General features: G+C 35.8%; 20 protein-coding genes, 1 riboswitch and 1 other annotated feature. Of the genes, 17 read left to right on the plus strand and 3 right to left on the minus strand.

Annotated features, from left to right (window positions below):
* Positions 1-12 precede the first annotated feature (12 nt).
* From sat to JFU23_RS22910, 8 genes are all read left to right on the plus strand, one after another.
* A complete protein-coding gene (sat, locus tag JFU23_RS22875; RefSeq protein WP_002011693.1) occupies positions 13-1,149 on the plus strand; it encodes a sulfate adenylyltransferase in 1,137 nt (378 codons plus the stop codon).
* A gap of 12 nt (positions 1,150-1,161) precedes the next feature.
* Positions 1,162-1,755 carry an adenylyl-sulfate kinase gene (gene cysC / locus JFU23_RS22880; RefSeq protein WP_201032768.1) on the plus strand — a complete coding sequence of 198 codons (594 nt, stop codon included), beginning with the start codon at positions 1,162-1,164 and terminating at the stop codon, positions 1,753-1,755.
* An 11-nt stretch (positions 1,756-1,766) separates the two neighbouring features.
* A complete protein-coding gene (locus JFU23_RS22885; protein WP_201032769.1) occupies positions 1,767-3,389 on the plus strand; it encodes a nitrite/sulfite reductase in 1,623 nt (540 codons plus the stop codon).
* Positions 3,390-3,399: 10 nt separating this feature from the next.
* The gene (locus JFU23_RS22890; RefSeq protein WP_000366913.1) at positions 3,400-3,600 is read left to right on the plus strand and encodes a DUF3906 family protein; all 201 of its coding nucleotides are present in this window, start codon (positions 3,400-3,402) and stop codon (positions 3,598-3,600) included.
* An 84-nt stretch (positions 3,601-3,684) separates the two neighbouring features.
* Positions 3,685-4,461, plus strand: coding sequence for a uroporphyrinogen-III C-methyltransferase (gene cobA, locus JFU23_RS22895; RefSeq protein ID WP_002030683.1), 777 nt, complete (start codon positions 3,685-3,687; stop codon positions 4,459-4,461).
* Between the two features lies 1 nt (position 4,462).
* Positions 4,463-5,215: a sirohydrochlorin chelatase gene (locus JFU23_RS22900; RefSeq protein ID WP_002030685.1), complete on the plus strand. Its 753-nt coding sequence runs from the start codon at positions 4,463-4,465 to the stop codon at positions 5,213-5,215.
* Positions 5,190-5,807: an NAD(P)-binding protein gene (locus tag JFU23_RS22905; RefSeq protein WP_002166092.1), complete on the plus strand. Its 618-nt coding sequence runs from the start codon at positions 5,190-5,192 to the stop codon at positions 5,805-5,807. The genes JFU23_RS22900 and JFU23_RS22905 overlap by 26 nt, the downstream gene beginning before the upstream one ends.
* A 61-nt stretch (positions 5,808-5,868) precedes the next feature.
* Positions 5,869-6,115 (plus strand) — a binding site (T-box leader).
* Between the two features lie 111 nt (positions 6,116-6,226).
* On the plus strand, positions 6,227-7,582 hold the full coding sequence (locus JFU23_RS22910) for a sodium-dependent transporter (RefSeq protein WP_201033306.1): 1,356 nt from the start codon (positions 6,227-6,229) through the stop codon (positions 7,580-7,582).
* Between the two features lie 27 nt (positions 7,583-7,609).
* Here the strand turns inward: JFU23_RS22910 and JFU23_RS22915 are convergent, their stop codons facing one another.
* Together JFU23_RS22915 and JFU23_RS22920 are read right to left on the minus strand one after the other, a co-directional pair.
* Complete coding sequence (locus tag JFU23_RS22915) at positions 7,610-7,774, minus strand: hypothetical protein (RefSeq protein WP_165762392.1); 165 nt, start codon at positions 7,772-7,774, stop codon at positions 7,610-7,612.
* Positions 7,775-7,872: 98 nt separating this feature from the next.
* Positions 7,873-9,144, minus strand: a complete 1,272-nt coding sequence (locus JFU23_RS22920) for a murein hydrolase activator EnvC family protein (RefSeq protein WP_201032770.1) — start codon at positions 9,142-9,144, stop codon at positions 7,873-7,875.
* Between the two features lie 492 nt (positions 9,145-9,636).
* Between JFU23_RS22920 and gltP the strand changes: the two genes are divergently transcribed.
* The 3 genes from gltP (at position 9,637) to JFU23_RS22935 (ending at position 13,135) form a co-directional block, all read left to right on the plus strand.
* Positions 9,637-10,911 (plus strand): glutamate/aspartate:proton symporter GltP, encoded by a 1,275-nt coding sequence (gltP, locus tag JFU23_RS22925; protein ID WP_078203009.1) that lies wholly within the window; start codon positions 9,637-9,639, stop codon positions 10,909-10,911.
* Positions 10,912-10,979: 68 nt separating this feature from the next.
* A complete protein-coding gene (locus JFU23_RS22930) occupies positions 10,980-11,498 on the plus strand; it encodes a ribonuclease FAU-1 family protein (RefSeq protein ID WP_201032771.1) in 519 nt (172 codons plus the stop codon).
* Between the two features lie 120 nt (positions 11,499-11,618).
* Positions 11,619-11,724: riboswitch (SAM riboswitch) on the plus strand.
* Between the two features lie 94 nt (positions 11,725-11,818).
* Positions 11,819-13,135: a Na+/H+ antiporter NhaC family protein gene (locus JFU23_RS22935; protein WP_201032772.1), complete on the plus strand. Its 1,317-nt coding sequence runs from the start codon at positions 11,819-11,821 to the stop codon at positions 13,133-13,135.
* 68 nt (positions 13,136-13,203) lie between these two features.
* On the opposite strand, the gene JFU23_RS22940 is transcribed toward JFU23_RS22935, so the two are convergent.
* A complete protein-coding gene (locus JFU23_RS22940) occupies positions 13,204-13,626 on the minus strand; it encodes a GNAT family N-acetyltransferase (RefSeq protein ID WP_002011677.1) in 423 nt (140 codons plus the stop codon).
* Positions 13,627-13,936: 310 nt separating this feature from the next.
* Here JFU23_RS22940 and JFU23_RS22945 point away from each other — a divergent pair, with 310 nt between their 5' ends.
* The 6 genes from JFU23_RS22945 to JFU23_RS22970 all read left to right on the plus strand — a co-directional run bounded on the left by JFU23_RS22945 (position 13,937) and on the right by JFU23_RS22970 (position 17,898).
* On the plus strand, positions 13,937-14,293 hold the full coding sequence (locus JFU23_RS22945; RefSeq protein ID WP_002011676.1) for a lmo0954 family membrane protein: 357 nt from the start codon (positions 13,937-13,939) through the stop codon (positions 14,291-14,293).
* Positions 14,294-14,337: 44 nt separating this feature from the next.
* The gene (locus JFU23_RS22950) at positions 14,338-15,000 is read left to right on the plus strand and encodes a PspA/IM30 family protein (RefSeq protein WP_201032773.1); all 663 of its coding nucleotides are present in this window, start codon (positions 14,338-14,340) and stop codon (positions 14,998-15,000) included.
* 106 nt (positions 15,001-15,106) lie between these two features.
* Positions 15,107-15,847, plus strand: coding sequence for a cell wall-active antibiotics response protein LiaF (gene liaF, locus JFU23_RS22955; RefSeq protein WP_002126337.1), 741 nt, complete (start codon positions 15,107-15,109; stop codon positions 15,845-15,847).
* Positions 15,847-16,902, plus strand: coding sequence for a sensor histidine kinase (locus JFU23_RS22960; RefSeq protein ID WP_002011673.1), 1,056 nt, complete (start codon positions 15,847-15,849; stop codon positions 16,900-16,902). Before liaF ends, JFU23_RS22960 begins: the two co-directional genes overlap by 1 nt.
* Positions 16,899-17,531 carry a response regulator gene (locus JFU23_RS22965; protein ID WP_000598709.1) on the plus strand — a complete coding sequence of 211 codons (633 nt, stop codon included), beginning with the start codon at positions 16,899-16,901 and terminating at the stop codon, positions 17,529-17,531. The genes JFU23_RS22960 and JFU23_RS22965 overlap by 4 nt, the downstream gene beginning before the upstream one ends.
* 10 nt (positions 17,532-17,541) lie before the next feature.
* Positions 17,542-17,898, plus strand: a complete 357-nt coding sequence (locus JFU23_RS22970) for a DUF3992 domain-containing protein (protein ID WP_002126339.1) — start codon at positions 17,542-17,544, stop codon at positions 17,896-17,898.
* Position 17,899 lies beyond the last annotated feature (1 nt).

A 17,899-nucleotide genomic window follows, 5' to 3' on the forward strand; every position in this document is an offset into this window, starting at 1 on the left:
GGATATAAGAAGATGAGTACAACAAATGAATTAGTAAACCGCATTGATGAAACATATGAAATATCGAACATTGTAAAGGAAATCGAGATAGACAAAATTGCACTTAGTGATTTAGAACTTTTGGCGACAGGAGGATATAGCCCTCTTACAGGATTTTTAGGGAAGAGAGATTATGATTCAGTAGTAGAAACGCTTCGTTTAGCAAATGGTAGCGTATGGAGTATACCGATTACACTACCGGTAACAGAAGAAGTAGCCGAGAAACTGCAGGCTGGAGAGGAAGTAAAACTTGTCAACGCCGGAAATGTATATGGTGTTATTCAAATAGAAGATATTTTTGTACCAGATAAAGAAAAAGAAGCGTTACTTGTATATAAAACGACGGATGAAGCACATCCAGGTGTGAAAAAATTATATGAGCGACCAAACGTTTACGTTGGAGGAGCTATTATTCTTACAAAACGCTTTGGAAATAATCCGTTTCCTTCTTATCATTTAGATCCAATTGAAACGAGAGAAGAATTTAAAAAACGCGGTTGGAAAACAGTAGTTGGATTTCAAACGAGAAACCCAGTACATCGTGCCCATGAGTATATTCAAAAATCTGCCCTTGAAATTGTAGATGGTCTCTTTTTAAATCCGCTCGTTGGGGAAACGAAGTCAGATGATATTCCTGCTGATGTAAGGATGGAAAGCTATGAAGTATTACTTCAAAACTATTATCCGAAAGATCGTGTCTTTTTAGGTGTATTTCCTGCAGCAATGCGTTACGCAGGACCAAGGGAAGCGATATTTCATGCACTAGTAAGAAAGAATTTTGGTTGTACCCACTTTATTGTAGGGCGTGATCATGCTGGGGTAGGGGACTATTACGGAACATATGAAGCGCAGGAAATCTTTACGAATTTTACAGTAGAAGAGTTAGGGATTACGCCGTTATTTTTTGAACATAGTTTTTACTGCACGAAATGTGAAGCAATGGCTTCAACGAAAACATGTCCGCATGGAAAAGAAGACCGTGTCATCTTATCGGGTACGAAAGTACGAGAAATGTTAAGGAATGGTGAGATTCCGCCAAGTACATTTAGTCGTAAAGAAGTAGTGGAAGTGCTAATTAAAGGTTTGAAAAAAGAAGTAGTAACAGAATAGGGAGAGAATGAGATGGATACGAATATTACTTGGCATACAGCTTCTGTTTCAAAAAATGAGAGAAGAGTGAAGAATGGGCATCACAGTTTTGTAGTTTGGTTTACTGGTTTATCAGCTTCGGGCAAATCTACAGTAGCGAATGCGGTTGCTCGTAAACTATTTGAAAAGAATATCGGAAATTATGTGCTAGATGGGGATAACATTCGGCACGGTTTAAATAAAGACTTAGGTTTTTCTGAAAGTGATCGTATGGAAAATATAAGACGTATTGGCGAAGTGGCGAAGCTATTTGTAGATCAAGGTACTGTTGTCCTTACAGCGTTTATTTCACCATTTCAAGTAGATCGAAAACAAGTTAGGGATTTATTAGCGGCAGATGAGTTTATAGAAGTGTTTGTAAAATGTCCAATTGAAGAGTGTGAAAAACGTGATCCAAAAGGGTTATACAAAAAAGCGAGACAAGGTGATATTAAAGAGTTTACTGGTGTTGATTCACCGTATGAGGAACCAAAACAAGCAGAATTAATTGTAGAAACGCACAAGTATTCTATTGAAGAATGTGCAGAGCAAATTGTGAAGTACTTGCAAGAGCGTAGTTTCATATAGGGGGATAAAAGATGAGTTATGAAAAAGTGTGGGCTAATAATGAAAAATTAAATCAAACAGAGAAAAAGAAATTAGAGAAAGACGGATTAGAAATCTTTAATGATATTCCTTACTATGCGGAGAATGGATTTGAATCTATTCCGAAAGAAGAGTGGGACGCTTTTAAATGGGCGGGATTGTATTTGCAAAGGCCGAAAGAAGCGGGCTATTTTATGATGCGTGTCAACATTCCTTCTGGAATTATTACAAATGCGCAGGCAGAGGTGTTGGCTTCCATTGCTGAAGATTATGGGCGTGATGTGTTAGATATTACGACAAGACAGGCGATTCAGTTTCATTGGTTAGAAATTGGGCAAATTCCGGATATTTTTAAGAGGTTAGCTAGAGTTGGTTTATCTTCAGCAGGGGCATGCGGTGATATTACGCGTAATATTACAGGTAATCCACTTGCTGGAATTGATGCGAATGAATTATTTGATACAACATCGATTGTTAAAGAAATATACGATTACTTCCAACATAATGAAGAGTTTTCTAATCTACCACGTAAATTCAAAATGTCTATTAGTTCTAACATTTATAATTCAGCAAATGCAGAGATTAACTGTGTGGCGTTTACACCTGCTACGAAAGAAATAAATGGTGAGGAAAAGGTTGGGTTTCATATAAAAATAGGCGGAGGATTATCAGCTCGTCCATACTTAGCGGAAGAATTAGATGTATTCGTTTTACCAGAAGAAGTGAAGGCAGTGTCGATTGCAATTGCTACTATATTCCGTGATTTTGGATATCGTGAAAAACGCCACTTAGCACGTTTGAAATTTCTTGTCGCTGACTGGGGCGCTGAGAAATTTAAAGAGAAACTAGTAGAATACACAGGCCCATTGCAAAGTAAAGGGGAAAGTGCTCTCAAAGGCTGGAATGCAGGATACTTTTATGGCGTTCAAGATCAAAAACAAGCAGGATTAAAGTATGTCGGCTTTAATGTACCAGTAGGGCGTTTACACGCAAAGGAAATGTTTGAGATTGCAAGAATTGCAAAGCAATATGGAAACGGGCAAATTCGAACTTGTAACTCACAAAACTTCATTATTCCGAATGTTCTGCCAGAAAATGTTGCAGGATTATTAAGTGAACCGTTGTTTGAAGCAATTTCAGCAAATCCGAAATCGTTTATCGGTCATGCGGTTTCATGTACTGGCATTGAGTATTGCAATCTTGCGTTAGTAGAAACGAAAGAAAGATTACGCAAAATCGCAGAGTACTTAGATACACAAATTGCACTCGATGTTCCAGTTCGAATTCATATGGTAGGATGCCCGAACTCATGTGGTCAACGTCAAATTGCTGATATTGGTTTGCAAGGGATAAAACTGAAAACGAAGGAAAAGGGAATCGTTGAGGCGTTTGAAATATATGTGGGCGGAACACTATTAGACGGAGGAGCATATAACGAAAAGTTAAAAGGGAAAATAGATGGAGAAGATTTGCCGGATGTTCTCGTGTCCTTTTTAAGTTATTTCCAAAAGAATAAATTACTAGCCGAAACGTTTTATGATTTCGTAGGACGTGTTGGAGTGGAAGAATTACAAATTGTACTAAATCGTGTATTAGAAGAAGTAATAGCATCTTAGGAGGGGCAATATGGACTTATATCGATTTGAAGCTGTATTAGTAAATAGTATTGTTCCAATTGTTGTCGTTGCTCAGAGTGAAGAACAGGCATTTAAGCTTGCGGAAATTGAGCTTGAAAAACATTTTTTACCGTTACCAGAAGTGAAAGAGATTTCTTTGTTTGAAAAAAAGAAGATTCGAAAAGGGGCGGCATTTGTTATTCATGAGTAGAGAACATGTAATACGAAATAATAGTAACTTCCATTCGTGATTAAGAGTGGAAGTTTCATTTTATAGTAGAAATGAGGAGAGATTATGGGGAAGGTTTATATCGTCGGGGCGGGTCCTGGTGATCCGGATTTAATTACTGTTAAAGGGTTGAGATGCATCGAGAAGGCTGATGTTATATTGTACGACCGTCTCGTAAATAAAGAATTGCTTTCTCATGCAAAGCCTGAAGCGGATTTAATTTATTGCGGGAAACTTCCAAATTATCACACGATGAAGCAAGAGACAATTAACACATTTCTTATTAAATATGCGAAAAAAGGAAAAGTTGTAACGAGACTTAAGGGCGGAGATCCATTTGTATTTGGAAGAGGTGGAGAAGAAGCTGAAGCGTTAGCGAAGCAAAGTATCCCATTTGAAATTATTCCTGGTATTTCAGCTGGTATAGCTGCTCCTGCTTATGCTGGAATTCCAGTAACGCATCGCGATGCAAGTGCAAGTTTTGCTGTTGTGACAGGGCACCGGAAAGAAGGGGCTGAAGAGGAAGTGAAGTGGGAAAGTTTAGCGAAAGGTGTAGATACATTAGCGGTCTATATGGGGGTTAGTAATTTACCTTACATATGTGAACAACTAATAAAACATGGAAAAGATCAAAGTACACCTGCCGCTATCATTGAGTGGGGAACGACATCTATGCAGCGTACTGTTACAGCGACGTTAGGAACAATTGTAGATGTTGCCAAAAAAGAACGAATTCAAAATCCGAGTATGATTGTTATTGGAGAAGTTGTCCGTTTTAGAGAAAAGATACATTGGTTTGAGAAACAAACGGAAAATGCATATCAAGTAAGCGGAGTATTGTAAAATGAAGGCTGTTATATATATATGTCATGGAAGCCGTTTGAAAGCAGCAAAAGAAGAAGCGGTTGCATTTATTACGTCATGTATGAACCGTGTAGAGGCAAATATTCAAGAAATTTGTTTTTTAGAGCTAGCGAATCCTTCTATTGAAGAAGGATTTCGTACATGTGTGAAGCGTGGTGCTACAGAGATTGTCGCTATTCCTGTTTTTTTATTAGCGGCAGGACATGTAAAGAAAGATATTCCGTTTGAATTACGAAAGTTAAACGAGGAATATCCGGATATCAAAATAGTGTATGGTAATCCATTTGGTGTATCAGAAGTGCTTGTAAAAGCGGTATATAACGGAAGTGGTATTAAAGACTATAAAGAAGAAGTAACACTTTTGCTCGTTGCAAGAGGGAGTAGTGATCCGGAAACTTTACAAGACATAAAGTGGATTTCTTCTTTATTTCAAAAAGAAGAGAACATTAAAGAGGTGGAAGTTTGTTATTTAGCAGCCGCGGAGCCGAAGTTTGATGAGAGGTTGAAAGAAATTGTAGAACAAAAAGAACGGAACATTGTTGTGTTACCTTACTTATTATTTACAGGCTTACTCATGAAACATGTTGAGAAAGAAGTGCGTCAATATGAGTCGGAAGAGATAAAAATAAGTCCCTATTTAGGAAAGAATGTAGCGTTTCGAGAGATGTTAATTCAGAAAACAGAGGAAATATTGAAGGGAGATCAATATGTATCCACTTACAGTGCGAGTTGATAAGAAACGTGTTGTTGTCATTGGTGGAGGGAAAGTAGCGGGGTTTAAAATTATTCCTTTACTAAAACAAGGTGCGGATATTGTTGTAGTAAGTACAGAATTAGATGCAAATTTAGTGAAACTTGTAGAAGAAAAGCAAATTCGTTGGTATCAAAGAGAGTATGAGAAAAGTGATATTAAAGATGCTTTTTTAGTAGTTGCAGCGACTAGTGATTCGGTACTAAATGAACAAATTGCTGAAGATGCCGCAGTGAATCAATTGGTAAATGTTATTACGAATCCGGAAAGTGGAAATGTTCATTTTCCGGCGGCAATTCATCGTGGATTGCTTAATGTAGCTGTTTCTACTGGAGGGGCAAGTCCGAAACTTGCAAAAAAAATTCGTGATGATATCGCAAATAAATATGATGAGAAGTATGAATCGTATCTTGATTTTTTATATGAAGTTAGACTAAAAGTGAAAGAATTACAAGTAGAGAAAAGGCAAAAAAATATATTGTTACAAGAAGTATTAAAGTCGATATATGTTCAAAGTGAACAAAAAAGAGAGCTTTTTTTACAAGAATTAGAGAGGGGAATTTATATAGGATAGTGAGCGAATTGTGCTTTACAAATATAAAAATATAATTTATAATCACAAGTAACTTCAAAAGATGAAATCGATGAGCAAGAAGAGTACGTATATTTGATGCGTTCAGAGAGCTGGGGTAAGGTGTGAGCCCGGTACGATAAAATATACAGAATGGGCTTGCGAGAGGTATGCTGAACATTGCAGTAGGCAACCCGGGTTCCGCCGTTAAAAGGATAGGGTATCGGAATTTTCCTGTACCTGAACAAGTGGGATTTATTGATCCAATTGAGGTGGTACCACGGTATTCTATTACATATATCGTCCTCTACATGCATATTTGCGTGTAGGGGACTTTTTTATTTTCTAAAGGAGGTGTGCGAGTATGAAATGAAAGTGTATAATTGATAAAAGTTATAATATTCAGAAAAGGAGAATTTATGATGAAAGAAACACAGCAATGGTCGTCGAAAATTGGCTTTGTACTCGCAGCAGCCGGAGCCGCAGTAGGTCTTGGTGCAATATGGAAGTTTCCATATGTTGCAGGTAATGGTGGGGGAGGCGCATTCTTCCTTGTATTCTTACTATTAACTTTATTTATTGGTATGCCTCTTCTTTTAGCTGAATTTGTTATTGGCCGTAGTACTCAAAAAGAGGCCGTTACAGCTTATAAAGTATTAGTACCGAATAGCAAGTTATATCCTTGGATTGGTCGTATGGGGGTTGTTACTTGTTTTAGCGTACTATCTTTTTATAGTGTTGTAGGTGGATGGATTTTACTTTATTTATACTATAGTGTCACAGGTAGTTTCTGGAACGGAGTAGTCGATTATGGACAATTGTTTGCTGAAACAATTTCAAATCCAGTAAGTGCGATTGGGGCGCAATTCATCTTTATGCTTTGTACCATTTTTGTTGTTAGTAAAGGTGTGGAAAAAGGCATAGAAAAAGCAAGTAAGTACATGATGCCGTTATTATTCATTTTATTTATTGCTATCATTATTCGTGCGTTAACACTTGATGGTGCTATGGCTGGGGTAGAGTTCTTCTTAAAACCAGATTTTTCAAAGCTTACAGCAGATACTATTTTATATGCGATGGGGCAATCTTTCTTCTCACTAACGGTAGGTGCCTCGGTAATGGTAACGTATAGTTCGTATTTAAAGAAAGAAGAGCATTTAGCTAAATCAGCAACATCTATTGTAAGTTTAACTGTATTTATTACAGTACTTGCAGGATTAGCGATTTTTCCGGCGATTTTCGCATTAGGAGTTAAACCGACAGAAGGACCAGGGCTACTGTTTATCGTTCTTCCTGCTGTCTTTGCAAAAATTCCATTTGGACAATTTTTCTTCATTATGTTTTTAGTTTTATTCTTCTTTGCGACTTTAACATCTGCGATTTCAATGCTTGAAATTGTAGTAGCATCTGTTGCGAAAGATAATGAGAAGAAGCGTCCGTCAGCTTCGTTATTAATTGGTATTCTTATTTTTGCAGTTGGTATTCCATCAGCGTTATCGTTTGGAATTATGAGTGATGTGAAAATATTTGGTAAGACATTCTTTGATTTCGTCGATTTTTCGGTAAGTAATGTATTACTGCCACTCGGAGTGCTAGCCATTTCGCTATTCGTACCAAATAAAATGAGTAAAGAGTTATTAATGAAAGAATTAGAAGTTACGGAAACGAAAGGGAAAACATTATTTAACATTTGGTTCTTCTTACTTCGTTATGTTATTCCGGTAACTGTAATTATCGTATTTTTAAATGCGATAGGCGTATTTAAAATGTTTGCATAATAAAAAGACGGAGATTTCTCCGTCTTTTTATTGTGTTGTAGCAGTATTTAATAAGCGATTATATGCTTTATAAGCTGTGACAACTGCGATAAATGATCCAATTAAAAATAACGCGGAGCCGCCGAATGTAAATAAACGGCCGATGTATGTTTCTCTAGCTTCTTCTATTTCTTCTTGTAATTGTGTATTCATATTTATCACCTCGCAAAATATAGGCATTTAGCTGTAGTTTATGTAAAACGCCTAAAAAGTGTGAAGTAGTAAAAAAACTCGGTATGCACCGAGATTTTTTATAATCCGATATAAGGAGACGGATCAACTGCGTTTGTCTTACCAACATTCCATTCCCCGATATGAAGTTCGAAGTGTAAATGTTGTCCGTAAGATTGACCGGTATTTCCCATAAAGCCAAGTTGATCGCCTTGTTTTACAGTTTGTCCATTTGATACAGAGCGGCTATTCATATGTGCATACACTGTCGTATATGTTTTTCCATTAACACGGTGAGATAAGTAAACAACGTTTCCGTAACTAGAGGATAATTCTGAACGGATAACAACGCCATCTGCAGCGGAAATAATTGGAACTGTTCCCGAAGCTGCGATATCGATTCCTTTATGGTTATCTAAAGAACGTGCGCCGAATCCAGAAGTTTTTGATCCAGCGGCTGGCTTAATAAATCCACCTTTGTTCGTATCTTGCGGTGTTGGTGCGGATTGTGTGCTTTCTTTAGCAGCAGCGGCTTGCTTTTTTGCTTCCTCAGCCTTGCGTGCCTCTTCAGCTTTCCGAGCTTCTTCCGCACGTTTTTCTTCTTCAATTGCTTTTTGAACAGCTTGACGTTGGTTTTCTAAAATACCTTGTGACTCTTCTAATCCTTCAATCTCGGAATCTACTTTTGATACTTTCGTATGTAGATCTTTAATAAGAGTTTGTTGCTGCTGTTGATTACTTTGTAACTCTTGTTGTTTTTGTACTAATTGTTGCTCGGATTCTTTCAATTGTTGCTCTTTTTTCTCAACAGCTTCTTTTTCTGTCGTCACAGCATTCTGATCACTTGTTTGCTTTTTCACAATATCTGTATCGTTATTTAAAATTAAACTTACAGAATACATATTATCAACAAGATCGGCAATATTTGCAGAACTTGTTATTACTTCTGTAATGATACTCGTACGAGGCTTTTCTTGCATAGATTGTAGTCGTTGTTTAATAACTTCCTGCCGTGTATCTATGTTCGTTTGTAATTGCTCTATATGTTTCTTTTTTTCAGTAATAACTTGCTGTGTGTTGCTAATTTCTTTTTTTGTATCGTTTAATTCAGTTTCGTTTTTATTAATAGAAGTAGTTAATTCGTCGATTTTCTTTTGTAATTCCTGGATTTCTTTTTCTATTTGTTCTTTCTCAGCTGATTTATTTTGTAAGTCATTTTGTTTGCCTTCTAATTCGGATTGAATATTAGATAATTTATTCTCATTCGTTTCAGCGTATACGGGTGAAAGTAACGGGGAAACGAAAATCGTTCCAGCTGCTAAAACACTAAATGCTGCAAATTTCTTTTTCATGGTTGTCTTGCTCCTTTCCCTATGAATGTTATATATCATAAGAAGAAGAGTGTCTATCGTTGTAATCATAATGTAAAGAAAATTTTATAATTTTGCTAATTTTTGTCGGAATTTAGTATCTTTTCGTAGTGTTTGTCATAAATTTAAAATTCTTGAATGTATAGAAAAAGATATCAATTTCTATATTTTTTTTAAAAAACATGGGAAATGATGGAGTTTTCCATAATGAAACAGTATTTTAAAAACCTAGCAATCACTAGTAAGGAATCGATTTCATGTGAGGTTTTCTGACATGAAGTTTGTTTTTGTCAAGAAAATTATTTGCATTCGTGCAAACTTATTTTGTTGTCAGATTTTAAATTTTGATTTATGATTTTTAACAGGGACAAAATGTAGTGAATTGTCGAATAATATGTAATACTCTTAATTTCATGTTTTATAGAGATAGAATGAGAGATAGAGTGACACATCGAAGAGGGGGTTACCACAAGTATGAAAAGAATAGGACTTGCATGGCAAATTTTAATAGGACTTGCGCTTGGTATTACAGTTGGGGCGATTTTCTTTGGCAATCCGGAAGTGGTGAAGTACTTACAACCAATTGGTGATATTTTCATCCGATTAATTAAAATGATCGTTGTACCGATTGTTGTAGCAAGTATCGTTGTTGGTGTTGCTGGTGTTGGCGATGTTAAGAAGTTAGGCCGACTAGGCGGAAAAACAATTATTTACTTTGAAATTATTACAACACTTGCAATTGTTGTTGGTCTATTAATAGCGAACATTTTCCAACCTGGAAAAGGCGTTGATATGGATAAGTTAACAAAGACTGATATTTCAAAATATACAGCTACGACAGAGCAAGTACAAAGTCATTCGTTCGCGGATACGTTTGTAAATATTGTTCCGACGAACATTATGAAATCATTAGCTGAAGGTGATATGCTTGCTATTATCTTCTTCTCAGTATTATTTGGTTTAGGTGTAGCAGCAATTGGTGAGCGTGGTAAACCAGTTCTACAATTTTTCCAAGGTGTAGCAGATGCAATGTTTTATGTAACGAACCAAGTTATGAAGTTTGCACCATTTGGTGTATTCGCATTAATTGGTGTTACAGTTTCTACATTCGGATTAGCTTCATTAATTCCATTAGGGAAATTACTCATTGTAGTATACGGAGCAATGATCTTCTTCGTTGTAGTTGTATTAGGACTTACAGCGAAAATATTTGGAATAAACATTTTCCAATTCTTTAAGATTTTAAAAGACGAGCTGATCTTAGCGTATTCTACAGCAAGTTCAGAAACGGTTTTACCGAAAATTATGGAGAAAATGGAGAAATTCGGTTGTCCGAAAGCAATTACATCTTTCGTTATTCCAACAGGTTATTCATTTAACTTAGATGGATCAACTTTATATCAAGCAATTGCGGCAATTTTCTTAGCACAGATGTACGGTATTGAATTATCCATTACACAACAAATTACGTTATTACTTGTATTAATGGTTACATCAAAAGGTATCGCAGGTGTACCGGGCGTATCATTCGTTGTATTATTAGCAACACTTGGTACAGTAGGTATTCCAGCTGAAGGTTTAGCGTTTATTGCAGGTATTGACCGTATTCTTGATATGGCTCGTACAGCAGTTAACGTTGTAGGTAACTCTTTAGCGGCTGTAGTTATGTCTAAGTGGGAAGGTCAATATGACGCTGAAAAAGGACAAGCCTATTTAAAAGAGATATCTGAAAAGGGTCAAGCGGCTTAATTATAATATGAACAAGCTCTCACATAATATGTGGGGGCTTTTCTATATATAGAAGAGGAGCGGACGTAATGAAACGTAAATATGGTGACGGTTCTTCGTGGAAGCGACTAATAGAGAAGGATTATAGGGTTAAGCAAGTAGAGGATGGAATGTTAGGGATACTGGACATAAAAAAAGTGAGAGAACCTAGTCATAAAGAATACAATGGTAAAAATCTTTGCATTGCAGGTGATGGGTATACATGGATGCAATATTTTATAAACGGAAAAAACTTTGCAATTACAGCTATGTTAGACAATCAAAAACAATTAGTACAATATTATATCGACGTGACGAAAGAATATAAAATAGACGAGCGTGGTTTACCTTATTTTGATGATTTATATTTAGATGTAGTATTGTTACCGAACGGTGAGATCTATGTACTGGATGAAGACGAGTTAGAGGATGCCTATAAAATTGGTGATGTTACAAAAGAAGAATATGAGTTAGCATGGAATACAACAAAATGGATTATCGCGACGATAAAAAATAGAAAATTTTATTGGATCTCAATATTGGATAAAGAAATCGAAAAGTTAAAATGATTGGTTTATTCATATTTTTGTATAATTACCAAAAAAATCTATACAAAAAATAATTGACTTTTGTTTTGTAAGCGAGTAAAGTTAGGAAAGAAATTATTATTAAAAAATAAATATGAAACCTTCTTATAAAGAGAGGCGGAGGGACTGGCCCTACGATGCCTCGGCAGCGGACTCGATTTCAGAGTGCTGTGCCAAATCCAGCAAGCATGTGCTTGAAAGATGAGAAGAGTGTTTCTTATAGATGTATAAGACCTCTTCTCATTGGAAGAGGTCTTTTGTTGTTCATTAGAAAAGGTTGAAAACTAGGGAGAGATGATACTTTGAAAGAAACGAGAGGAAATGGTGTAGCGTTATTACCACTTGGAATATTTTTGGCGCTATTTATTGGTTCTGGAATTATTACAGGTGATTTCTATAAATTGCCGATACTTGTAGCAATTTCAATTGCTGTAGGAATTGCTTTAGTGATGAATCGTAAGGAAAGCTTTAATGTGAAAGTAGAACGATTTGCTAAAGGTGCAGGAAACCCTGATATTATGATTATGGTATTAATTTTTGTACTTGCAGGGGCGTTTTCTGAAACAGCAAAAGGAATGGGCGGAGTTGATTCCACTGTTAACTTAGCGTTATCCATTTTGCCACCAGGATTTATCGTTGCTGGAATTTTTGTTATAGGGGCATTTATTTCATTAGCGATGGGAACTTCAATGGGAACAATTGCTGCATTAGCACCGATTGCTGTAGGTATTAGTGGGCAAACTGATATCTCAATTGCGCTTACGATGGCTACTGTTGTGGGCGGAGCGATGTTTGGTGATAATTTATCATTTATTTCAGATACAACAATTGCTGCTGTTCGTTCACAAGGAACAGAAATGAAAGATAAGTTTAAAACGAACTTTTTAATTGTATTACCAGCCGCTATTATTACAATTGTACTATTAGTAATAATTACTTTAGGAAGTGATACACAAGTTAAAGCCCATAGTTTTGACTGGATAAAGATTTTACCGTATGCAGGAGTACTTATTACAGCACTACTTGGCTGGAATGTACTTATTGTGTTAACTGGTGGAACAATATTATCAGGTGCTATCGGCCTTATAGATGGAAGTTATACGTTAGAGAGTTTCTTTAAAAGTGTAACGACTGGAATGGGCGGTATGATGGAGTTAGTGTTACTTGCCATTTTAATCGGTGGTATGGTTGAACTTATCCAGTATAATGGTGGCATTCAATATTTAATGAATCTTTTAACACGTAATATTCGTTCGAAAAAAGGAGCGGAGTTTGGTATTGCTGGCTTAGTGAGTATGACGAATGTGTGTACAGCAAACAATACAATCTCTATCATTTTTACAGGTCCGCTTGCGAAAAATATTGCGGATCAGTATGAAATTGATCCCCGTAAATCAGCGAGTGTACTGGATCTTTTCTCTTGCTGTGTACAGGGGTTAATCCCATATGGTGCTCAAATGTTAACAGCGGCAGGATTTGCTGCGTTATCTCCGGTCGAATTGTTACCATATGCATTTTATCCAATTTTAGTTGGAGTATGTGGAATCATTTCTATATTAATTGGTTTCCCGAGATTTTCTAAAGTGGCGGAAAAAAAAGAGTATCATAAAACTGCATAACATAAAGAGACATTTATTATTAGCAGTTGAAAACGTTCGGAGAACATTCTCTGAGCGTTTTTTATTATTTATAAATCCTTTTTCAAATAGTAGTGTTTATAATCTCTTCCTACATTATCGAGGATACCATACTCTTTATAACCATATTTTTTATAGAAATCTAATGCTTGAAAGCTTAAAGTGTCAACTTTTATAAAATCACAATTTCTTTCTAAAGCGATTTTTTCTACTTCTAATAACAGTTTAGTTCCATACCCTAATGCACGTATATCTTCATCGATGATAAAAGAGTGAATCTCTAACCAATTCCAACAGACTTCACCTAATATTCCCCCGCATATTTTACCATTTTCATCTTTAAGAAATAAATGAATCTCTAAGTATCTGTCTCTTAAATCAGATGGAAAGTGCTTTAAATTATATTCATAAAGCTGATTGTTTATATAGTTTTTAGCGGCGGTATTGATTTCTTTCGTAATGTGTAAATTCATGATATATCCCCTTTAATTTAAATGTAGCCTTCTGATTTATTTTAACATAATTTTCTTAATAATATATTTAATGTAATTTAATAAACGTTTGTATGTATTGCTAATTTTTTGGACGCGCAAGTTGAGATTTTCATCCGTTATTGAATAAGAATTTTTCTGTATCTATACGCATCGCATACATGTTCGTTTTGCAAAAGGCTGAATTTAACTCAGTCTTAAGTCTGAGTTAAAAACGGTTCTTAAGCTCGTTATGAAAAAATGAAAAAATAGTTAAGATAAGAGTATCAAATCGAAGGGAGGCAAGCACAAGATGAAACAATTTCTAGCGTTTATCGCAGCCGGTATTTTGGCTTTAATTGCTCTTGGTAGTCTTGCTGGTATTGTAGGATTCGCCATTGGAGCAGGAGTTGTGTACTGGAGCTATAAATCATTTGTGCGAGCTAAATCATTCTTTGGAAAGTTAGCTTGGGGTATTGTTGGTTTAATCGGTTTGTCCATTGCACTTTCTCATTCCCCAGCATTAATCGGTATCGCAGCATTAGTAGTTTTATACTACGGATACCGTGAGTGGAAAAAAGGAAAAAATGTAGTTGTTGATTCTGCTCCAGAAAGTGCTAAACCATATAGCAACTTTGAAGATGAGTGGAACAAGTTAATGAAAAACTAATGTAAAATAAATCAAATTATAAAGTAGAAGAGAGGAAGATTATAATGAAACAATCTTTATTCGGACGTGTACGCGATGCAATTTTAGCTGATTTTCATAATGTGTTAGATGAGAAAGAAAGAAAAAATCCAATTGCTATGTTAAACCAATATTTACGCGATAGTGAGCGTGAAATAACAAAAATTGAGAAGTTAATTCAGCGTCATAAAACATTAAAATCTAACTTCGCTCGTGAGCTTGAGCAAGCACGTTATTTCGTTAATAAAAGATCAAAGCAAGCTATCATGGCACAAGAAGCAGGCGAATTGCAATTGCATGAACGTGCATTAGAAGAAGTAGCGTATTATGAAGGGCAAGTAACTCGCTTAGAAGAAATGTATGCTGGTGTTGTAGAGCAAATTGATGAGTTAGAGCGTCGTCTTTCAGAAATGAAAAATAAATTAAAAGAAATGAACGCAAAGCGTATGGAATTAATGGCACGCGAAAATATGGCGCATGCAAACCGCCGTATGAATACTGCTATGCATAAAATGGATGAAAATAATCCGTTCTTACGATTCGAAGAAATTGAAGATCACATTCGTGACATAGAGCTTCGTATAAATGAAGAGCATGAGCGTGATACATTTGATATGAAAATTGCAAAACTAGAGAGTGAAATGAAAGAGAAAAATGAAGTATCGTTAACGAAAGAAGTAACAAAATAATTGTAGTATATAATAAAACAGGCTTATGATATAGTGATAGGAGAAAAGGTGTTGGAAAGCAATGCCTTTTCTTCTATGTATATGTGACAAGGAGGGGGGAGCTGAAATGAAGAAGCAATTTTCAAAAACACAATTTATGGGGATGCTCCTCATCATATTTGGATTCGGTCTTTTTCTTGATATGATACTTGGACATTTTGAACCAGGTGGTCTAATATTTGCATTTATTATGATTATGTTTGGAAGACATTATCGAAAGAAGAACCGTTATGTAAGAGGGAATGTATTTTTATTTGTCGGTGGTATTGTCTTCTTATTCTTCTTATTTTCATCAGCGGCATTCGTACTTGTTGTGTTTGCTTGTTTAGCTTTAATTGGTTATCAACTTATTCAACAAGGACATCGGCAAAAAGCAATGAAAGTTGAAATTAAAGAAAAGGGATATATAAATGAAGAAAAACAAATATATCGTACAGAACCGTATATAAAAAATATGTTTGTAGGTAATGTACGAATGATGGATCATATTTATGAAATAGAGGATATTAACGTCCAATATGGTGCTTGTGACGTCGAGATTGATTTAACAACTGCTATGATTCCAGAGGGAGAAACGGTTATTGTGATTAGGGGCGTTATTGGTAATATTCGCTTATATGTACCATATGATATTGAATTGTCTTTAAATCATTCTGTTATTGTTGGGCGAGTGCTCCTGCCAGGACACGAAGAAACTGGATTTAACCGTAATGTTACGTTTAGAACAGAACAGTATAAAGAAGCCCCTCGTCGTATTAAAATTATTTCTTCGCTTGTCGTAGGCGATACGGAAGTGAGGAAAGTATAATGAAAAAACAAAGGAATATTTCGTGGATGTATATTCGTTATTCTATGTTGTCCTCTGTTAGTATCGCACTTATTTGTACAATTGTATATGTATGGAAAAGCGAGCAACAAGTTTATGATTTACTCTGGAAAGAATCCATTGCTTCTGTTCCAATTGGCTTGTTTATTATGAGTACGAGTCTTCTTATCGGAGGAATTGTAGGATATGCAATCGGTTATTATATAGAACAGCGTATACAAGGATTAAATACTTTTCTATTTGAAGTAGAGCGAGGGAATTTTCCGAGTGATGTTTCATTTACTGCGGACGATGAATTTCATGAAGTGGAACGAAAAGTAATTGGTCTTGCTCGTCGCTTAGAGGAGCAAGCTGGGCTATTTCAAAAAGTAACGAATGAACGAGCCCATTGGAATGAAGAGATGAGACAAGAAGCGATTTCTCAAGAAAGGCATCGATTAGCGAGAGAGCTACATGATTCTGTAAGTCAGCAGCTTTTTGCAATGTCGATGATGATGTCAGCCATTAATGAGCAAGCAGCTGAAATTCCAGACACGACGAAAAAACAGTTGCAGCTTGTTGAGAATATGGTTGTAAATGCACAATCAGAAATGAGAGCATTGCTCCTTCATTTACGCCCAGTGCAGTTAGAAGGTAAGAAACTAACAGAGGGTATAGAAGAATTATTAACAGAACTGTCTAGAAAGCAACATATGAAAATTGAATGGTTAATTGAACCGATTCAATTAAAAAAAGGTGTAGAGGATCATTTATTCCGTATTGTACAAGAGGCGCTGTCTAATACTTTACGGCATGCGAAGGCAAAGAAAACCGAAGTACGCCTTCGGAAAATTGATCAATATGCGATTTTGAAAATTATTGATGACGGTGTTGGGTTTAAAGTTGGTGTTAATAAGGCTGGTTCATACGGTTTAAGGTCAATGCAAGAGCGAGTTCATGAAATTGGTGGTACATTAAAAGTTCTTAGTTTTCCGAATAAAGGTACGCAAATAGAAGTGAAAGTACCTATTATGATTGAGAGAGGGGGAGAATCATGATAAAAGTATTACTAGTTGATGATCATGAAATGGTTCGAATGGGTGTATCAGCATATTTATCAACGCAGCCAGATATTGAAGTAGTTGGAGAAGCTGAAAATGGAAGAAAAGGTTCAGAGTTAGCTTTGCAATTAAGACCGGATATTATTTTAATGGACCTTGTTATGGATGAGATGGATGGGGTTGAAGCGACACGTGCTATTATTCAAGAATGGCCAGAAGCGAAAATTGTAGTTGTCACGAGCTTTTTAGATGATGAAAAGTTATATCCTGTTATTGAGGCGGGGGCGACAAGTTATTTATTAAAAACATCAAGAGCGAGTGATATTGCAGATGCTGTAAGAGCTACTTATGATGGGGAAACGGTATTAGAGCCGAAAGTTACTGGCAAAATGATGTCTCGTATGCGTCAGAAGAAAGAACAACCTTTGCATGAGGAGTTAACAGAAAGAGAGTCTGAAATTTTGTTATTAATTGCAGAGGGGAAAAGTAATCAAGAGATTGCAGATGAGTTGTTTATTGCCCTTAAAACAGTAAAGACACATGTGAGTAATATATTAAATAAGCTAAATGTAAGTGACCGGACACAGGCGGTTATTTATGCGTTTAGACACCAATTGACGAAATGAGAAGGAAGCTTTGACTATATATGGTCAAAGCTTTTTATTGACGGTTATTTATGTAAGCGTTATCATTAAGGTGTTAACAGTACATACAAAGGGGAGAGAGTGTATGTTAGTTCAAACGATATTTGGAATGGATGAAACGAAAAAATTAGGTAACTATGTGAATGCGTTGCAAGCACTTTGTGAACAATATGATATTGAAACAGATCGTATTGCAATTATTGAGGCAACAGAAGAATATTATTTATTTCTAGTGAAGCAAGAAGATTGCTATGATGTTGTAAAAGTAGAAACAGTGGATACGAATATTGATTACTATACGAAAGCTTATAAAGTAAGTAGCTTTAATCATACTTCTTATCAAATGTAAA

Origin of the sequence: Bacillus sp. TH50 (assembly GCF_016650565.1) — a bacterium.
GTDB classification, from domain to species: domain Bacteria; phylum Bacillota; class Bacilli; order Bacillales; family Bacillaceae_G; genus Bacillus_A; species Bacillus_A mycoides.

Bases quoted from the DNA above. Each gene is read 5' to 3' on its own strand.
- sat (WP_002011693.1), top strand. From the start codon at position 13: ATGAGTACAACAAATGAATTAGTAAACCGCATTGATGAAACATATGAA.
- cysC (WP_201032768.1), top strand. From the start codon at position 1,162: ATGGATACGAATATTACTTGGCATACAGCTTCTGTTTCAAAAAATGAG.
- JFU23_RS22885 (WP_201032769.1), top strand. From the start codon at position 1,767: ATGAGTTATGAAAAAGTGTGGGCTAATAATGAAAAATTAAATCAAACA.
- JFU23_RS22890 (WP_000366913.1), top strand. From the start codon at position 3,400: ATGGACTTATATCGATTTGAAGCTGTATTAGTAAATAGTATTGTTCCA.
- cobA (WP_002030683.1), top strand. From the start codon at position 3,685: ATGGGGAAGGTTTATATCGTCGGGGCGGGTCCTGGTGATCCGGATTTA.
- JFU23_RS22900 (WP_002030685.1), top strand. From the start codon at position 4,463: ATGAAGGCTGTTATATATATATGTCATGGAAGCCGTTTGAAAGCAGCA.
- JFU23_RS22905 (WP_002166092.1), top strand. From the start codon at position 5,190: ATGTATCCACTTACAGTGCGAGTTGATAAGAAACGTGTTGTTGTCATT.
- JFU23_RS22910 (WP_201033306.1), top strand. From the start codon at position 6,227: ATGAAAGAAACACAGCAATGGTCGTCGAAAATTGGCTTTGTACTCGCA.
- JFU23_RS22915 (WP_165762392.1), bottom strand. From the start codon at position 7,774: ATGAATACACAATTACAAGAAGAAATAGAAGAAGCTAGAGAAACATAC.
- JFU23_RS22920 (WP_201032770.1), bottom strand. From the start codon at position 9,144: ATGAAAAAGAAATTTGCAGCATTTAGTGTTTTAGCAGCTGGAACGATT.
- gltP (WP_078203009.1), top strand. From the start codon at position 9,637: ATGAAAAGAATAGGACTTGCATGGCAAATTTTAATAGGACTTGCGCTT.
- JFU23_RS22930 (WP_201032771.1), top strand. From the start codon at position 10,980: ATGAAACGTAAATATGGTGACGGTTCTTCGTGGAAGCGACTAATAGAG.
- JFU23_RS22940 (WP_002011677.1), bottom strand. From the start codon at position 13,626: ATGAATTTACACATTACGAAAGAAATCAATACCGCCGCTAAAAACTAT.
- JFU23_RS22945 (WP_002011676.1), top strand. From the start codon at position 13,937: ATGAAACAATTTCTAGCGTTTATCGCAGCCGGTATTTTGGCTTTAATT.
- JFU23_RS22950 (WP_201032773.1), top strand. From the start codon at position 14,338: ATGAAACAATCTTTATTCGGACGTGTACGCGATGCAATTTTAGCTGAT.
- liaF (WP_002126337.1), top strand. From the start codon at position 15,107: ATGAAGAAGCAATTTTCAAAAACACAATTTATGGGGATGCTCCTCATC.
- JFU23_RS22960 (WP_002011673.1), top strand. From the start codon at position 15,847: ATGAAAAAACAAAGGAATATTTCGTGGATGTATATTCGTTATTCTATG.
- JFU23_RS22965 (WP_000598709.1), top strand. From the start codon at position 16,899: ATGATAAAAGTATTACTAGTTGATGATCATGAAATGGTTCGAATGGGT.